General features: G+C 51.2%; 11 protein-coding genes and 1 pseudogene. 5 read left to right on the top strand and 7 right to left on the bottom strand.

All coding sequences use genetic code 11. The annotated features are described in order from the left end of the window. Positions 1–115, top strand: a pseudogene (locus FCK22_RS17470) (IS5/IS1182 family transposase); the annotation flags it as partial. 263 nt (positions 116–378) lie between these two features. On the opposite strand, the gene FCK22_RS17465 reads toward FCK22_RS17470, so the two are convergent. Both FCK22_RS17465 and FCK22_RS17460 read right to left on the bottom strand, forming a co-directional pair. Further along, a complete protein-coding gene (locus FCK22_RS17465) occupies positions 379–987 on the bottom strand; it encodes an SMC-Scp complex subunit ScpB (protein ID WP_136720714.1) in 609 nt (202 codons plus the stop codon). Between the two features lie 2 nt (positions 988–989). Next, on the bottom strand, positions 990–1874 hold the full coding sequence (locus tag FCK22_RS17460) for a DUF1403 family protein (protein WP_136720713.1): 885 nt from the start codon (positions 1872–1874) through the stop codon (positions 990–992). 113 nt (positions 1875–1987) lie between these two features. Between FCK22_RS17460 and FCK22_RS17455 the strand changes: the two genes are divergently transcribed. Then, on the top strand, positions 1988–3097 hold the full coding sequence (locus FCK22_RS17455; protein WP_136720715.1) for a tyrosine-type recombinase/integrase: 1110 nt from the start codon (positions 1988–1990) through the stop codon (positions 3095–3097). A 151-nt stretch (positions 3098–3248) separates the two neighbouring features. On the opposite strand, the gene FCK22_RS17450 is transcribed toward FCK22_RS17455, so the two are convergent. From FCK22_RS17450 to FCK22_RS17430, 5 genes are all read right to left on the bottom strand, one after another. After that, positions 3249–4319, bottom strand: a complete 1071-nt coding sequence (locus FCK22_RS17450) for a replication initiator protein A (protein ID WP_136720712.1) — start codon at positions 4317–4319, stop codon at positions 3249–3251. Positions 4320–4601: 282 nt separating this feature from the next. Next, a complete protein-coding gene (locus tag FCK22_RS17445) occupies positions 4602–4859 on the bottom strand; it encodes a hypothetical protein (RefSeq protein ID WP_136720711.1) in 258 nt (85 codons plus the stop codon). 80 nt (positions 4860–4939) lie between these two features. After that, positions 4940–5521 (bottom strand): ParA family protein, encoded by a 582-nt coding sequence (locus FCK22_RS17440; RefSeq protein ID WP_136720710.1) that lies wholly within the window; start codon positions 5519–5521, stop codon positions 4940–4942. 209 nt (positions 5522–5730) lie between these two features. After that, positions 5731–6042 (bottom strand): type II toxin-antitoxin system RelE/ParE family toxin, encoded by a 312-nt coding sequence (locus tag FCK22_RS17435; protein ID WP_136720709.1) that lies wholly within the window; start codon positions 6040–6042, stop codon positions 5731–5733. Positions 6043–6050: 8 nt separating this feature from the next. Beyond that, positions 6051–6323, bottom strand: coding sequence for a type II toxin-antitoxin system Phd/YefM family antitoxin (locus FCK22_RS17430; protein WP_211243588.1), 273 nt, complete (start codon positions 6321–6323; stop codon positions 6051–6053). A gap of 188 nt (positions 6324–6511) precedes the next feature. On the opposite strand from FCK22_RS17430, the gene FCK22_RS17425 reads away from it, so the two are divergent. Genes FCK22_RS17425 through FCK22_RS17415 form a run of 3 tightly spaced genes read left to right on the top strand, consistent with a single transcriptional unit; the run spans position 6512 to position 13315 of the window. Next, complete coding sequence (locus tag FCK22_RS17425) at positions 6512–9190, top strand: DEAD/DEAH box helicase family protein (protein ID WP_136720707.1); 2679 nt, start codon at positions 6512–6514, stop codon at positions 9188–9190. Between the two features lie 5 nt (positions 9191–9195). Then, positions 9196–11139 carry a site-specific DNA-methyltransferase gene (locus FCK22_RS17420; protein WP_136720706.1) on the top strand — a complete coding sequence of 648 codons (1944 nt, stop codon included), beginning with the start codon at positions 9196–9198 and terminating at the stop codon, positions 11137–11139. Between the two features lies 1 nt (position 11140). Beyond that, positions 11141–13315 (top strand): hypothetical protein, encoded by a 2175-nt coding sequence (locus FCK22_RS17415; protein ID WP_136720705.1) that lies wholly within the window; start codon positions 11141–11143, stop codon positions 13313–13315. Positions 13316–13760 lie beyond the last annotated feature (445 nt).

The following is a 13760-nucleotide window of genomic DNA, read 5'->3' as shown; positions in this document are numbered from 1 at the left end:
AATCATGTTCGGTAGGCTTAAGGATTGGAGGCGTGTCGCGACCCGTTATGACCGTTGCCCTAAGGTGTTTCTCTCTGCCATCGCGCTCGCGGCTCTCGTCATTTATTGGTTATGAATCCTGACCCTAAGTCAAACCTCACCCGCGAAATCAATACCCGATTGATCAGAAATCACCGCGAGCAACGTGATAGATCAGACGTTCCCATTCTATAGAGAAAGAAAAGCGACGACCCCAGATGCCAGGGAATGGTCGGAGGCCGCCGCAGTTTGGCGAGGCCCATGGGAATACAAGCCTCAGTAGAACAGGGAGTCACCCGACCCCCTAAAGTTGCTTAGGCCAAAACCATTCACAAGGCAAACAGCTCGAGTAACGTCTATTCACCCAGCTTCCCCGTTGTCTACGCTTAAACCGGCATCTGACAATTGTTCCTTGTCCGGAAGGTCTCGCAAGCTCTCAAGATCAAACGCGATCAAAAACTGCTCTGTCGTCACAAACGTGTAAGGTGCCCCTCTCTGAGGTAATCGTGGACCCGTTCCGATCAAATCGCGCGCATGTAAGCGGCCAATCAAATCGCGACTGATCTCTTTACCAAAAATATTCTTCAGCCCGTCACGAGTGATCGGCTGATGGTAAGCAATGGCCGCCAGCACCGCGACGTCGAATTCATTTAGGTCCAACAGCTGTTCTCCAACATCCGCCGCCGCGCGGATCGCGGGGGCATAGGCAGATCGTGTGCGCATCATCCAGCCCCCCGCCACCTTAGCAACTTCGAACGCGCGGCCACCCAGATCGACGGCCAGATCCTCGACCAGCAGATCGACCGACGCCCCCTGCCCCACCACGCGCGCCAGCTCGTTGCGCGGCACCGGGGAGGCAGAGGAAAAGAGCACCGCTTCGATCCGCCGTATCCATTCCCGCCACCGCAAGTCTGGCGGCAGGTCGGGCAACTCACGGTCAAGCTCCGGTTCGGGAGGATTCCTGACCATCGCTACCCCCCATAGAGCCGGAAGGTGTCGCGGCCGGTCAGTTCGCGCACCGCGCCGAGGTCGACCAGCCTGTCACAGAGCCGCCGCGCGGCGCGATCCGGCAAAGGCAAGGCCGAAGGTGCCACGGCGTCGCGGGTCAGGAACATCTGCACCGCTTTCCCTGCCCCCTTGGCGCGAAGTTTGGGCGCAACCGCCTTCAGATGCGCCGCCCGCCGCGCGAGGTCAGCAGAAAGACGCACTACCTCGACCCCCGAGGCGATAAGCGCCCGATGACAGGCCAGCCGCAATTCCTCGCCCTGCTTACGTAGATCCACGCGTTTAATGCCAGCCGCCAGCAGCGGCACAATGCGATCCCAACCGAGTGCTTTCGCGAGAGCGGCATCGGCGAGGATCAATGCTGGACTTTCGGCACGTGGCGCCTCGCGCAGAACGGCTTCCAGCGCCATCGCGGCCCGGGTCACCGGCGCCCCTTTCCCCGCATCAAGCCACGTCGCGATCTGGCTCGGCTCGAGGGTCGGCAAGGCTCGGCCCAGAGCCTTGATCGACAGCGGCCGTTCCACGGCGCGACGCCAGGCCAGACAGGTTGCGCCCGCCGGACCGGGCAAGTCGCCGGGGCGCAGAAAATAAACCGCGTCGCGCAACTCCCCCGCCCGCTCCGGTCGGCCCGAAAACCTGACGCAAGCTTCCGCCGCCCGTAGAGCCAGCCGGGCGCGTATTAACGTCACAGGCACGTCGTCCCGCGCCATCAAGAGATGCAGGTGGTTCAGGGCCGCGCCCGACAAAAAGGCCATATCTTCAAGGGTTCCAGAACGCGTGGAGGTGACCCATTCAGGCAACCGAGGTAGCGTATCAAGGTCTCCGCTGTGATCTGGTTGGGCAAAATTCATGCGCGAAGCTTACATCATCGCGGCGCTTTAGGCTATCGATGAAAGCGCAAACCGCCCCACCTTGGCGCTTGTATATATGTCCAATAAGGTTGAATTATCGGACGCTACAAAATATGCTCAACAACATGCCGAAATACAACCGAAAACCGCGCTCAGAGGCGCAAAGTGGGTCTTCCCGTAGCGAAGACAACGAGAGCGATGCTGAATCCGGCGAAGCTCTGTCTCTCCCCTCCTTTGTGGCGGGCTCCGGCACACTTGATCGGCTGATTGATATGGCGCGCGACTATGCCAAGGGCTCGACAGCAGAGAACACCAACAAGGCTTACGCCGCAGACTGGAAACATTTTGCACGCTGGTGCCGCCTGAAAGGCACGCCCACCCTGCCCCCCTCACCCGAGATGATCGGCCTCTACCTGACCGACCTGGCCGACCCGACTGGAGCCACGCCTCCTCTATCTGTTTCCACGATCGAGCGCCGCCTGTCCGGCCTCGCGTGGCATTACGCACAACATGGGTTCACCCTGGACCGAAAGGATCGGCACATCGCGCCAGTGCTCGCCGGGATTAAGCGCAAGCATGCGCGCGCCCCGGTACAGAAAGAAGCAATCCTGGCCGAGGATATCCTCGCGATGGTGAACACCCTTCCTTTCGACCTGCGCGGCCTGCGAGACCGGGCCATCCTGCTCCTTGGCTATGCGGGCGGTCTGCGTCGGTCCGAGATCGTCAACTTGGATGTCCACAAAGACGACACACCGGATTCAGGTGGTTGGATCGAGACCTTCGACGAGGGTGCCCTACTCACTCTCAATGCCAAGACCGGCTGGCGCGAGGTCGAGATCGGCCGTGGGTCCTCGGAACAGACCTGCCCGGTGCATGCGCTCGAGCAATGGTTGCACTTCGCCAGGAATGATTTCGGGCCAGTCTTTGTGCGCACCTCGCGCGATGGCAAACGCGCATCTGAGGTTCGGCTGAACGACAAGCATATCGCACGTCTGATCAAGCGCACTGTCCTGGACGCCGGTGTTCGTTCCGAGCTGCCTGAAAAGGACCGCCTCGCGCTGTACTCCGGCCATTCGCTACGCGCCGGTCTAGCCAGCTCTGCTGAGGTCGATGAACGCTTTGTTCAAAGACAGCTCGGACACGCTTCGGCCGAGATGACCCGCCGCTACCAGCGCAGACGTGACAGATTTCGGGTGAATTTAACGAAAGCGGCGGGCCTCTAGGGCAAGTTGACCCTCACCATTTTGAGCTGAAGATAAGACTGCAATGCGGTTGAGCTCCATTGCACGCCAGTAGATCAGAACCGTAATAATTACGGCTAACTAGGTGTTCAGAGCTGCGTCCTTCGGCTATCAGGTTCCTGATACCCCGAAATTATGGGCGGCCCTTCGTTGCAAAGCGTTTCTTACAAAAACCAACGAAGGCCGCGTCAGCATTTTTTGGAACCTCACCGGCCCACATACGCCATTCCTGCTCGAGAACACGCACATCCCAACCAGGCGCTGCTGCCCGTGCTCGCTCGTAGGTCTCTGGCTTAAGCACCCCAATTTCAGGCCCATTCTTCCCATTTAGAGAAACTACAGTCCCACGACTCTGAAACACGACAACGTCCCGGACCTCGTCAAACGTGACGAGGTAGTCCGGCAAATGATTATGGGTCGCAATTTCCTTAAGTGTATGTCGAAATCTCTTAAGTTCGGTTCGAGCCCCTGTTCTTTTTAGAAGCTTGTTCAAGCCGATCTCAAACGAAGTTTGGGAGCCGCACATCTTCCGTGCTATCTCATAGACACGTCGTTCAATAGGCTTTCTCAGTCGAAAATAATCACGATGTAGGGTCAGAACAGATTTCCGGCGGATACTGTTGAATATCCACTCACTTATCTCGATCTCTGCCCACATAATACGCCCATCTTCAGCGTTATTCTTTCGCTGAATGTGCGCCTTTTCAATGAGATGGAACCATCCTAACCGCTCTTCATCACCGATGGGTAGCTCTCCATCAGGACCGGCAGTGGTGATATTCGTCTTAATGACGGTTCCCATGAGGCGATCAATCGCTTCACAAAATGCACCATAGTCTTTGCCACCAGTGCCCCTATTCACAAAAATTAGCAGGTCACGCGGATTGAAGCGCAGCCGGCGTTCGACACGTTCACCACGATTCAGCCTATGCATAATCTGAGACACCACATAGATAAGGATGTCTTTGTCGTAGATGGTCGCCTGACCTTTCACGCTCGGAATCACCTCAAGCCATTTACCTTCATGCTCATACCGACGGACGGCCGTGTCCGGCTTTTTGCTGAGCGCATAGAACGGATGCTCCATGCTCGGCATCAGATCCTTCAGTACGGCATCGGCGACATCACAAATAAAGAAATCTGCTTGCGGATGCCGATCAGGAAGTAGCTGATCCAAAAGATTCGGGGGATTAGGAACGGACATGTTCGGACATTCGGGGTATCAGGAACCTAGGTCAAGGGCATAATTCGGGGGATCAGGAACCTCCCCGAATTTTTGCTTATAAAGCCTATGTTACTACGCGGACATCAGGAACCATAATTCGGGGTATTAGGAACCGAAGTTCGGGGTATTAGGAACTGAAGAAGTGTTATTCTTCAGCTATTCTGAATGGTTAGGAACGTTTTCTAGGCCCGTAACACTGAATCAAACACATATAAACACCACTACCTTTTAAAAACTCCGCACTCAGCCCAGACAGAGTGACTATCTGCCTTCGTAAAGGTCCATAAGAATACCAAGCATGTCTGCATAAGTCCGACGATCGTCCTTACAGATGCGCTTAAACCGATCCAGCACATCGAGAGGTGCTTTAATACTGATTTGACCATCTCTAAGAGGCTCGCGGCTTGGCCACCGTTCGGTGACTTGCCCTTCCCGATCACCAACCGGATCCAAGTCAGCTTTTGCTGCCGAGCGGTTGTCAAATTTCTTCAAACGGTCAAGATCCAGCGGCTTCGGCATGATGGGTCTCCTCAAGTATATCGATTACTTCGGAAGTATAGGCTTGTGCGTTGATCAAAGCTTTTTCGATCCCGTTCACGTCAGCTGGGTCTAACTGGCGAAGCCCCCCCCCCAGCATTATGAAGTGATGAGAACGCTGTTCGACGGTGAAGTTCAGTCTTCATTACTCGCCCGACTTTCATCAACTCTCGATGAATATGTTTCTCAAGTTTGCTTTTCACAGCAGCCGATGTTCTTGCAAAGAGGATGGCTGACGGAATGGCCCGACGACGTGCCCTGCCTTCCATTTCGATCTCAGCTAAGGTTTCAATCGCGGCATCTGCATCCTGCTGCTCCTCCCCAGAAGGAATAATAACGAGATCTGACTCAGCAATTGCAAAAGAAGTAAGACGGCTTGCAGAGCCTTCTAAGTCGATCAGGACAAATGATGCTTCGCGCTGAGCATCAGAGATTTCATCCTGAATGAAACGCTCTCCTTGACTCCTAACAACTTTTACCGATGGCGGAAGAGGTGCGAGCGAAGACCACCTCGTCAATCTCTTCGCTGGGTCAGCGTCGATCATGATCACCTCGGTACCTTCAGCCAACTCAGTTCCGAGTACAATGGCAGATGTTGTCTTGCCGGCTCCCCCCTTTGATGTGGCGAACGATATCACGGGCATTTAGATTCCTCGAATTTCCTGCACAAAGTATGGTACTCTTTGCATGGTTTGTATCGGCTACGCAACAGTACGGTATGATATCCTAAGGTACCTCATGGTAGGGTATTATACCGTAAAGTACTGATGCCTAACGATTGGTACCCTACGGTATGGATGATTTCAAAGGAATATGTCCATATATTTTGCTTCAACCAGCAGAAATTATCGATTTACTTAATGAGTTTATCGGTATCGATCCCATGCTCTTCGATGTCCTGATTGATCCCCATCCGTCCATCGAAAACAAGCAGTACGAAGACGGTGTTGTCCCTGAACGTGTAGTAGATGTTGTAGCGCTTCTGAAAAATCAGACGCCGGATACCGCGCGGCTCATGGTAGAGGTGCCCGAGCAGGGGATTGCTGCTCAGGTGTTCCAAGATGAAGCGGTCAATCTCGTACTGAAAGGCCTCGGCGTAGTCCTGCGAGTAGTCCGAGTGATACAAGTAAATTGGCCACAAGCTTTCGCTTGCGGTCTGCGTCATTACTACCTTCATGCGTCGCTTGGATCACGATCCTTGAAGTGGGCAAGGCGGGCCGCTGTGCTGGCATCGCTGACCTCTTCGAAGCGTCCATTCTCGATATCATCAAGCCCTTGGGCGATGCCGCGCTCGATGCGAAGCTTGGTCAGCTCCTCCCAGTCCTGAAATGACACCGTAACCGCCACAGGGCGGTTTTTCTTGGTGACTATCACTGGCTCGCGCTGTGCGGCGTCCAGGTAGCGCCCGAACTCCTTGCTCGCGACCGATGCGGTTATGGTCTTCATGTTCATAAGCCTTGTGTTTAAGGGGTAATATCCACATTATACGGATAATCCGGAAAACGCAAAGTTTTTCCGTTCTGAGCGTAGGGCGGGGGAGGGGCGACTTTGATTTTGAAAAGTGGCGTCTATTCGTATAATCGCCACAATATCTTGTGCTGGCTTCCAGCATCTTAACCAAGAACGTGTTGTCTATGAAATTCCTCTTCGAACCGAACCTAGCACACCAACGAGAAGCGGTGGACGCAATCGTCAAAGTGTTCGAGGGTGCTCCGTACACGCGCCCCGAAGAGCGGTTTTGGAATGGGGAAGTGTCGCGGAATATTCTCAAGCTTCCACCAGATGACTGGTATTCGAATGCCAAAACGGTTGCGAAGGAAAATAGCGTCGAAGAGCCAGCATTCTGTGAGGAACCTGACTTCACCATCGAGATGGAGACAGGGACTGGGAAAACTTACGTTTATCTTCGTACCATTTTCGAACTGAACCGGCGCTACGGGCTACATAAATTTTTGATTGTGGTTCCAAGTGTGGCAATCCGTGAAGGAACGCTCACGCAGCTTCGGCAAACGAAACAGCACTTCTCTGAGCTCTACGCGACGGTGGCAGAGGTCATTGAGTACGATTCAAGGAAGCTTCCCCAGGTGCGCGGGTTCTGTGTATCAAACCATCTCTCCATCATGGTGATGAACAAACAGGCCTTCGACTCGGACAGGAAGATTATCAACGACGAAGAGCGAGACGGGGGAAACCTGCTCGAGATGCTGCAACAGGTGCAGCCCATCATCATTATGGATGAACCCCAAGAGGGGATGGATACCGAGAACATGCAAAAGCGCCTTGCAGCTTTCAATCCGCTCTTCAAGCTTCGCTTTTCTGCAACACACCGAACCCCGAAGAACATCGTCTACCAGCTTACACCCTACGATGCCTACAACCGTGGTCTTGTTAAGAAGATTGGGGTGCTTTCGATCCATGAGAGTAACACGCAGAGCAACGTCTCAATTGAGTTTCGGAAAATCAAACTAAACGGGAACAAAGAGCCTACTGCAACACTTCAGCTCAACCAGCGTCTGGTTGGCGGCGACTTCAAGTCGAAGGCCTTCACGGTAAAACGTGGGGATGACTTAGAGGATAAGACGAAGAACCCTGTGTATCACGGTTGGGTGGTCGAAGACATTGGGACAACCGACATCTTCGACGGTGACGCTTACGTCAAATTCACCAACGGCGAGCAGCTTGAAGAGGGAAGGGGGCACGGCACTGATAAAGAAGCAATCTTCCGTGAGCAAATCCGTCGCGCCATTCAAGCCCATTTCAAGCACAAAGAGCGAGTGGTTCCGCTCGGCATTAAACCAATTTCACTCTTCTTCATAGACCGTGTAGCCAACTATGTGCTCGAAGACGGTCTCATTCGTCGACTCTTCGTTGAAGAGTACACGGCGATCTTTGAGGGAAAATTTGGGCGCGCACCAGAAAATGTTGCTGAGGTTCACAACGGATACTTCGCTCAGACGAGCGCCGGGGAGTTCACGGATAGTGAGCGCTCTATGGCAACCAACAAGGAAATCTACGACAAGATTTTGCGTGACAAGGGAACTCTTCTGTCCTTTGACGAACCGCTTGAGTTTATCTTCTCGCACTCTGCCCTTGGGGTTGGTTGGGATAACCCAAATGTCTTTACGATTTGTACGCTTAATGAAAGCGAAAGCAGAATTAAGAAGCGCCAGGAAATCGGACGCGGGCTGCGTCTTTGCGTGAAGCAGGATGGGACGCGGTACCGCGATCCTGAAGGCACCAAGGAAGGGCAGGAAGTGAACCTTCTCACGGTGGTAGCAAACCAAAGCTATCATGCCTTCGCCAGCACTTATCAGGAAGAACTTCGCGAAGAGCTTGGGAAGGGGTCGAAGAAACCACCAACGCGCGACCTTAACAAGACGCCCGTAAAAATCACCCGCACAGGTCGTTTCGATACCGACGACTTTAAGGCTCTCTGGGCGCTTATCGCTCAGAAAACTAAGTGCCGGGTCCATTTCAGTGAAGCTGACTTGATTGAGAAGAGTATCGAAAAGCTCTCTACCATCGTAGTAGACGAGAACCGCCTCGAAGTCTCTATGACCTATTGGGACAAGTTCGATGAGGAGGGGGATGTCACAGATAGGGCAGGGGGCTCGACCCGGGCTCAGGTACGCGGTGTAATGGCTCAAGTCGATGTCGTAGGAGAGCTCGCTAGAAACACGGCTCTCTCAGAGGTGACGGCTGCGAAAATCCTCACCGGTCTCTCGGATACGGCAAAACGCCAACTTGCCAAGAACCCTATGCACTTCCTTGCGGAAGGAGCAAAGCGGATCAAGAACGTCATGGCGAATGAGATGGTCCGCCTGGTCAAATATGAACCAACGGGGGACGCTCATCCGCTCGAGCTGCTTGAGGAAGAAATCGAGACGGTACTTCCGACCGTCGAAACGCCCAAGCGTGGCCTCTATGACCGGCTCATCTACGACAGCGATGTAGAGAAACGCTTCGCTGGGGCACTCGATGCGGAAAACATCGTGCGTGTCTTCCTCAAGCTACCATCAGCCTATAAAATTCCGATGCCCTTCGGTGGAACCTACAACCCAGACTTCGCGCTCGTGATCCAGAAGACGGACCTCGATGATGAGGCAGCCAGCTCCGATTTCTACTTCACGGTAGAGACAAAGGGCGCGAAGGAATTCGAAAAACTCAAGGAAGAGGAAAAGCTCAAAATTCGCTGCGCAGTGAGGCATTTCGAAGCCATTGGCCTCAAAGGCTATCTCGCGCCAGTCGAAGACCTGGCTTCCTTTGATGACAAAGCCCGCGAACGTGTCGGGGAAACATTTTTTAATCGCTAGAACCCATGAGCCAAGAACAAGAACCAAATCAGATTGCACTCACCTCACCCGATGGTCGCGAAGCCCGCCTTGAAGAGCTTCGTCGCCTGTTTCCCGATCTTTTCGATGGAGAAGGGGCGCTCGATGAGAAAGCCCTACGCCAGCTTATGGCAGATGAGGTCGGCCATGTAACGGAACGCTTCCGTTTCGAGTGGGCGGGCAAGGCTCAGTCCAAGCGCTTTGCTTTCGCTCCAAGCAAGGCCACTCTGGTCTATGACCCAGAGCGCAGTGTGAACGCGGACGGGACACGTAATAAAACAGGGGAAACCCTTGCGGACAACACAAGCCAGAACCTGATCATCGAAGGGGACAATCTCGAAGTCCTGAAGCTGCTTCAAGCAAGCTACTTTGAGAAGGTAAAGTGCATCTATATCGACCCACCATACAACACTGGCAATGACTTCATCTATCCAGATGATTTTTCAGATAGTCTCAAAGCGTACTGGCAAAAGAACGGAACGGTTAAGGAAGGTATTCGCCTTCGGGCTGTGGGCGAAGCCACAGGCAAGGTGCATTCCAACTGGCTGAACATGATGCAAGCTCGACTTGCGCTTGCCAGAAACCTGTTGCGCGAAGATGGCGTGGTTTTCGTGTCAATTGATGATCACGAAATGCACAATCTACGGCAGCTCTTGAATGAGGTTTTGGGAGAAGAAAATTTCCTTGGAGTTGTTTGTCGGGCAACGGGTCAAACGACCGGCCAGGATAGTGGAGGCCTCGGATCATCGTTCGACTTTCTGTTAGCTTACGGAAAGGATGCGACCTTTGACTTGAGTGGTATCCCTTTGACACCAAAGGACCTCAAGCGCTTCGAAAACGAAGATGACAGAGGTAAATATGCCTATGACCAAATGCGCAAGACGGGCTCCAATGATAGGCGAGAAGATCGACCAAATCTATTCTATCCCGTCCAAGACCCCGATGGTGGAGATGTGTTACCGATAGCCCCAGCAGGCTATGAGAGCACATGGCGCTTTGACAAAAAGGCGTATGACCGCCTGCTCAAAGACAACTATATTTTGTGGAAGAAAACAAAGCGGGGCGATAATGAAATTTGGTGGCCATACGTAAAGTACTACCTTGAAGGCCGCACCAAACGCCCCTCACCACTCTGGAACGATCTTGATGGGAACAAGAAAGCGGCTCGCGATCTGCGAACGCTGTTTGGGGGTGTGAAGGTATTCGACTTTCCTAAGCCCGTTCCAATGATCGAACGGTGTATCCACATTGCTCCAAACGCAAGTGATGATGATATCATCATGGACTTTTTCGCAGGTTCAGGAGCCACGGCGGAAGCAGTCATGAAGATCAACGCTCAAGACAATGGCAACAGGAAATACGTCTTAGTTCAGGTGCCAGAGTTCACGGAAGAAAAGACTGAGGCCTATAAAGCTGGATACAAGAAAATCTCCGATATCACCTTCGAGCGAGCAAAGAGAGCAGGCGTTAATATACGGGATGAGCATAGCTCAGCGTTCGTAGATACTGGGTATCGAGCGCTCAAGCTGACCTATAGTCACTTTTCTCAAAATACCTTCACTCCCGCCTCCGAGAAAACCGAAGCTGAGAATATAATGGCACTTGAAGAGCATCTGGCTGCGGCGGCGCAGCTACGGCTTTTCGGAGAGGATGAGTTCCACGGTGTTGTGACCGAGATTGCGCTCAAGAACGGCTTCGGCCTGTTCTATACGCTTGAGCGTCTCGACGCTTTCACGTCAAATGCGGTCTACCGGCTCACCGGCAACGACAAAGACGCAATCCTGTGCCTGGACGGGCAGCTCGATGGGGCAACCATCGAAACGCTGAAGGCTCACAGTGATGAGCAACTCATCGTCCTAAAGGCTGCGCTCGATACGACAAAGAAGTTCGAGCTTCAGACAGCGTTCCAGGATAACTTGTGGGTGGTGTAGTATGAATAAACTACAAATACATTTCGAACACTGCTATGGTATTTCGGCTCTTCAACACATCTTTGATTTCTCAAACAACAATATGCCCGTTGCCGTTTATGCGCCCAATGGTACGATGAAGACATCTCTAGCAAAATCGCTTCAAGATTATTCTCAAAAACAGACGCCCTCTGATCTGATGTTCCCTGAGAGAGAACCAAGATGTGACGTTATCGACGAAACTGGGAAAAAGGTAGCACCTGGCGCAATTTTCGTAATTGAGTCAATAAATGAGAAATACAAGTCTGAGCGTATATCAACACTGCTGGCAAGTGATGCTTTGAAGAATGAGTATGACGCCATTTTTGCATCAATTGCGCTGAAGCTTGAGACTCTTACAAAAAACCTAAAGAAACAGTCTGGTATTTCTAAAGACGTTGAAATTGCTTTCGCAGATGCTTTTAAGGTTAATCCATCTGGTCTAATACCAGCGCTGGCTCGACTTGATCGAGAAGTAAAAAAGGGCGCTCACGCTGAGTTCTCAAAGTTGAAATACAAAATGATTTTTAGCCCGAAGGCGATTGCATTCCTGCAAGACGCTGACATCCAAGAGATTATTGGTGACTATACAGAAACTTATGAGACGTTAGTAGATAAATCACGCTACTTTAAGAAGGGGGTTTTCAACCATAGTAATGCTGAAGTTATCGCTAAGAACCTTACTGCTAACGGGTGGTTTGAGGGTGGCCATTCAGTTAATTTAAAGCATAGTGATGCAGAACTAGAGATATCTACTGAAGCTGATCTCGTTGCGGAAATTCAGAATGAAAAAGATACGATTCTTTCTGATCCAACCTTGAGAGAAAAATTTGAGAAAGTTGAGAAATCTATCTCAACTGCTGAGCTTCGAGCTCTTCGAGAATATTTAGTCGAAAATCCCTACATTGTTCCAGAGCTTAAGGATATTGATCAGTTCAAGCAAAAAGTTTGGATTTCTTATCTAGTTGAGGCTCAGTCTGATTATTTATCTCTAGTTTCAGAGTATGATTCTAGTGAAGATCGGTTAAGTGAGATCATCACAGAAGCAGAGGCTGAACAGACCCGATGGGAAGCTGTTGTTAGCCTATTTAATAAGAGATTTTCTGTACCATTTGAGGTGCGAGTGGAAAACAAAAGCGATGCCATACTCAACAGTAAGGCTCCGCAGTTAGCATTCTATTTTAAAGATACCATTGAAGGCGAGGAAAGGAAAACGTCGCGCGAAGTTTTGGATAAAGTCCTTAGCAATGGAGAAAAACGGGCTCTTTATATTCTAAACATAATTTTCGAAGTTGAGGCCCGAAAATCTGGAGGGATCGAGACGTTTTTTGTGTTCGATGACATCGCTGATTCATTCGACTATAAAAACAAATATGCGATTATTGAATATCTATCTGATATTCAAGATGATGATAATTTTCACTTAATCGTTTTGACTCACAATTTTGACTTCTACAGAACTATCAAAGGCAGGCTAGGGATTTGGGGTGCGAATAAAGTTTTGTGCAGTCGAGGTCAAAACTCTCTTTCCCTTGTTACAGATAGCCTATCGGAAAACCCCTTCATCCACTGGAAGGATCACCTGGACGACCCCGTAATTCTGATAGCGTCAATCCCATTTGTTAGAAATTTGGCGGAGTACACTGGGAATGAAGAATCTTTCAATATGTTAACTGGCTTGCTGCATATCAAGCCAGGAAGTGATGCCATCACAATGACCAACCTTCGGGATGAGTATCAGAAAGTTCTCCAACCAGGTTCATACACTGATTTTGAAGCAACGGAAGAACCTGTGCTCAACCTGATTGAAGGTGCCGTTACAGCTATTCTCGCCAAGAACCCGGATGAGCTGTCTCTTGAAGACAAAATCGCAATATCGATGGTAATTAGAATTAGGGCTGAACGCGTTCTAATCCAAAAGATTGCTGAACCAGAATGGGTTGCAGCACTCAAAAAGAATCAGACGAACAAGTTGATCAAGCGGTATCGAGGAAGACCTGACGCCAATGCTGATTTGCTCTCTTGTATGCAAAAAGTTCAGCTGATGACACCTGAAAACATCCACCTAAACTCATTCATGTATGAACCTATTTTGGATCTATCGGGCTATCATCTGCAAAGTTTATATACTGAGCTGGATGCACATTTTGAGGAATGATTCTTTTCATAAACTATACCTTATAGGATAAGTTAGGAACGACGGTTTCCTCGGCTCCAAAAGTCGTACCATATTTCAGCCCCGTAATTTCTAAGAAGTTTCTACTCACGAAAGTTGGATATTGGACCGCCCCCGTTTCACTGGACACCTAAGTGGTTAGGTTACGATGAACTCGCAAGGCGAGCGATATTTTAGGCCCGCAGCGATTGGAGGCACCTTTTATGACTGTTGATTGTCACTGAGAACTGACCCGGTATTTTCACCGAGATTTGACCCACCCTCAGTTATGCGTCGTGGTCTATGATGCGGTCAATGTTTTGTAAGCGTTTCCTGCCGCCCACCTTCCGTCTGTCATGGTGATGGGTTCATTGGACCCTGTTGATTGTTGGACTGGATTTTCTCCATGGAGACTACATCGGAGGTTCTCCCGGTTGGCGGCCGGGGT

The organism is Sulfitobacter sp. 15WGC, assembly GCF_005068605.1.
GTDB classification, from domain to species: domain Bacteria; phylum Pseudomonadota; class Alphaproteobacteria; order Rhodobacterales; family Rhodobacteraceae; genus Sulfitobacter; species Sulfitobacter faviae.
Note: the sequence above shows the minus strand (reverse complement) of the source record. Positions and strands in the feature narration are given on the sequence as shown.

What these genes read in the sequence shown, in the direction of transcription:
- FCK22_RS17465 (WP_136720714.1), bottom strand. Translation starts at nt 987, where the DNA reads ATGGTCAGGAATCCTCCCGAACCGGAGCTTGACCGTGAGTTGCCCGAC.
- FCK22_RS17460 (WP_136720713.1), bottom strand. Translation starts at nt 1,874, where the DNA reads ATGAATTTTGCCCAACCAGATCACAGCGGAGACCTTGATACGCTACCT.
- FCK22_RS17455 (WP_136720715.1), top strand. Translation starts at nt 1,988, where the DNA reads ATGCTCAACAACATGCCGAAATACAACCGAAAACCGCGCTCAGAGGCG.
- FCK22_RS17450 (WP_136720712.1), bottom strand. Translation starts at nt 4,319, where the DNA reads ATGTCCGTTCCTAATCCCCCGAATCTTTTGGATCAGCTACTTCCTGAT.
- FCK22_RS17445 (WP_136720711.1), bottom strand. Translation starts at nt 4,859, where the DNA reads ATGCCGAAGCCGCTGGATCTTGACCGTTTGAAGAAATTTGACAACCGC.
- FCK22_RS17440 (WP_136720710.1), bottom strand. Translation starts at nt 5,521, where the DNA reads ATGCCCGTGATATCGTTCGCCACATCAAAGGGGGGAGCCGGCAAGACA.
- FCK22_RS17435 (WP_136720709.1), bottom strand. Translation starts at nt 6,042, where the DNA reads ATGACGCAGACCGCAAGCGAAAGCTTGTGGCCAATTTACTTGTATCAC.
- FCK22_RS17430 (WP_211243588.1), bottom strand. Translation starts at nt 6,323, where the DNA reads ATGAAGACCATAACCGCATCGGTCGCGAGCAAGGAGTTCGGGCGCTAC.
- FCK22_RS17425 (WP_136720707.1), top strand. Translation starts at nt 6,512, where the DNA reads ATGAAATTCCTCTTCGAACCGAACCTAGCACACCAACGAGAAGCGGTG.
- FCK22_RS17420 (WP_136720706.1), top strand. Translation starts at nt 9,196, where the DNA reads ATGAGCCAAGAACAAGAACCAAATCAGATTGCACTCACCTCACCCGAT.
- FCK22_RS17415 (WP_136720705.1), top strand. Translation starts at nt 11,141, where the DNA reads ATGAATAAACTACAAATACATTTCGAACACTGCTATGGTATTTCGGCT.